The sequence below is a fragment of the uncultured Campylobacter sp. genome (assembly GCF_938031315.1).
GTDB lineage: Bacteria > Campylobacterota > Campylobacteria > Campylobacterales > Campylobacteraceae > Campylobacter_B.
This window is the reverse complement of sequence record NZ_CALHHT010000212.1, coordinates 1-3,128: the sequence shown is the minus strand read 5'-3', so window position 1 is coordinate 3,128 and position 3,128 is coordinate 1. Positions and strand designations below refer to the sequence as shown.

The 3,128-nt window shown below is 44.3% G+C and carries 3 protein-coding genes; 1 reads left to right on the top strand and 2 read right to left on the bottom strand.

From position 1 onward, the window contains the following. Together nosZ and Q0236_RS05330 are read right to left on the bottom strand one after the other, a co-directional pair. On the bottom strand, nt 1–1,494 hold a 1,494-nt coding region (gene nosZ, locus Q0236_RS05335; protein WP_297915822.1), incomplete at its 3' end, for a Sec-dependent nitrous-oxide reductase. A gap of 12 nt (nt 1,495–1,506) precedes the next feature. After that, complete coding sequence (locus Q0236_RS05330; protein WP_297915820.1) at nt 1,507–2,664, bottom strand: hypothetical protein; 1,158 nt, start codon at nt 2,662–2,664, stop codon at nt 1,507–1,509. 295 nt (nt 2,665–2,959) lie between these two features. On the opposite strand from Q0236_RS05330, the gene Q0236_RS05325 reads away from it, so the two are divergent. Next, nucleotides 2,960–3,128, top strand: a 169-nt coding sequence (locus Q0236_RS05325; protein WP_297915824.1) for an anaerobic C4-dicarboxylate transporter family protein, incomplete at its 3' end; no start/stop codon positions are given.

The following is a 3,128-nucleotide window of genomic DNA, read 5'->3' as shown; positions in this document are numbered from 1 at the left end:
AAGACCGATAGGAAGATCGTAAAGCATCTCCATTTTAGGTCCTGTAATGTCGATCAACTGGTGATTTTGCGGATGAAGCGGTCCGATAGGATTAAATCTATCGATCGAAAGCTTATCCAGCGCGATTACGTATTTGCCGACAGGCTTTGAGGATTTACCCTCCATAGAATCAAGGTGACCGATATTGTAGTGGACGTTGATCCTATCTAAAACCTTTAGCGTTTTGTAGTTCCATTTTACGATCTGGCTATCAACGTAAAGCGATGTATAGATTACGCCATCTTGCGAATCGAAGGTGTTATGCAAAGGTCCAAGACCAAGCTCTGCTTGTCCGTGAAGCGTCTTTTGCATATCTAGGATCGGAATTCCGTATGGATCCTTGCCTGCGTATTCTTTTTTATCAATTAGCTCTTTGATCTTTTTAAAATCATAAACGCTAGCGTGAGTATCTAGTTTACCGCCGATAATGATATAGCGACCATCGGGGCTAACATCGACGCCATGAGGGGATTTAGCTTCAGGGATCAAAAATAGCGCTCCCGCTTTTACAGCGGCGTCTATCGTAACGATTCTGTGTCCGTTTACGACCTTATAGTTTTTGCTATCTTGAGCAAGTTTTTCTAGAATTTGCCAGTTGTAAACGTGCAGGTAGTCGGTATCGTTGCGGCTCATGCCAGCTTCCATCGGAGGCAGACCCTTTTCGATGCCGCCCGTGTACATTTCGGAGTTAAAGCTGTTGGTAAACGCCCAGCCAAAGCTCTCGCCCTTACCTGCGTCACTTAGATCTTGCATATATGGAGGAAGCTCTAGAGAAAAGGATTTATTTACGTCGATTTTGCCTTTGTCGTAGTCAAATTTCCATAGCGTTACCGCACCGCGATAAACCGCCTGATACTCCTCGATCGGGTGCCAGTCGTTATCAAAAGGGGCTGCGTATTGGCTGGTTTCGATGACGTATTCGGTATTAGGCGTTACGAAAGAGCCGCCGTGATCGCTTTTGATTACGGGATTTACGACTATTTGAGTAGTCTCGAAATCGGATAAATTTATAACCGCGATTCTTGGGTTTGCCTTATCGTTAATAAAGAGATAATCGCCCACATACTCGCCGTTTTTTTCGCTGAAATTTGGGTGGTGAGTATCGCCCCAGTTGATCTCTTTGCCGTTAATGGAGCCCGATCTTAAGACCGCCTTGCTCTCCTCGTCAAAGCCGTATCCCTGCCAAGGCTCTGGGGTAAATACGCCGATATATTTGTAGATCCTCATCGACGGCACGCCGTAAACGATCACCTGTCCGCTTTGACCGCCGGAAGAGAACACCATATAATCGTCCTTCCTACCGGTCGGCTGATAGGTCTTAGCCGCCGCCAAAACGTCTTTTTCGCTTAAATTTCGTTCTTTCATCACGCGCTCTAAGTCGCTATCTGCGGCACACAGGGCGCTTGCGGCGAACAAAACCGAGCCCAAAAGCACGGGTTTGAAACTTTTTAACATACTAATCCTTTCTTAGAATTTTAAAATTTTACCTGATTTGCTGACTACGAGGATCGCTTCCCCGTCTGCGTACATCGCTAAAAATTCGCTTTTTAAATCCATAACCTCCTTTAATCCTACTTTTTGATTTTCGTAAATTTTATCTTTAGTAGCGATAAACTGTGTGCCGCGGGCGCATACGATGGATTTGATCCAAGAGCCCACGCTTTTGCGCTCGCCGCTTTTTAAATTTATAAAATTCCCCTCTATATCTCCTGTAAACAGCGTCCCATCGCAGTCTGCAAGCGCAGTGGCTATAGAGCCGCTTAAATTTTTATCGCCAGCTTCGGCTGAAATTTCGCTTTGAGTTTTAAGCCCCTCGTCTTGAAATTTTGCGCCTTTGAATTCTAAGCCTTGAAATTCCGCGCTCTTTGCGCCGCTAACTTTAGTTTCGTTTTGCTCGGAGCCTTGCACGATTCTCGTACTATTAAATTCTGCATCTTTAAATTTCACGCCACCAAGCTCTCCCTGCGCGGCGCGATTAGGCGCTGTATCGATGCCGCTAAATTTAGTCGCGACAAGATCTGCGCTAAAACAGGCTACGCCGTTCCAGCTTGCGACGCAAAGTCCGTTAGCGCCCAGGCTAACGGCATTGATCCTGCCGTAATGAAACGAAATTCCGCGCAGCCCGTCGGGGATGGAATTTCTATTTAAAGATTGCCCGTTCGCGGTGGAATTCTCACCTGGGGCGTAGCCGCCATCCGCGCTGTTATCAGGGTCTTCGTCTAATCTTATTAGTTGATTCTTATCCACTACCGCGTAAATCGCGTCTTTTGCGGCATAGATCGCATCTATTTGGGCTGTGCCGCTACGCCCCGTCTTAAGCGCGTGTAAAAACTTTAATCTGTCGTTTAGCACCGCGATTTCGGCTCCGCCCCAAGCTAGATAAATTTTGCCGTTTTTAAAATTTAGAGCCGTGATTTCGTTATCGCTGTATTTTTGCGCGAACTCCACATCCCATTTAGCAGTATCAAACATCCTAAGCTCGCCGCCACTGCCGCATAAAAGCAGTCGGTGCGAGCTTGCGTCGAATGCGCCCAGACGCAGCGTGGCGTTTAGATCAAAGCTACCAGCTGCTGCCATCTGCGATAAACAAATCAAAAAGGCAATACAAAATTTTTTAAAATTCATCTTAATCCACTCTTTGCGAAATGATACTACTCCAAGGCTTAAAAATCGGTTTAAAGCTTGAGCTATAATGAAATTCTAAGATTTCTTAAAAGTTGCGAAATTCTATGATATAAAAACAGCTCTAAGTGAAATTTTATTTTTCACATTTCGCTATAAATTCTGCTTTAAAATTATAATTTCAGTAAATTTTTATTTTGATAGATTTTTACGATTCGTAACGCTCCTTTAATTTTGTTTAAATAAAAAGTTAGTATAATCGCCAAAGTTTTGTTTTAATTTTTACAAAGGAGAAACGATGGAGTTTCTGACGAGTTTGTCTGAGAGCACGCAGTTTTTTATTCAATTGCTTATCGTGCTTGGCTGTTTGTTCTACGGCGCTAAAAAGGGCGGTATGGCCCTTGGAATTTTAGGCGGCATAGGACTTGTAATTTTGGTATTCGGTTTTAAGCTTCAACCCGGAAAGC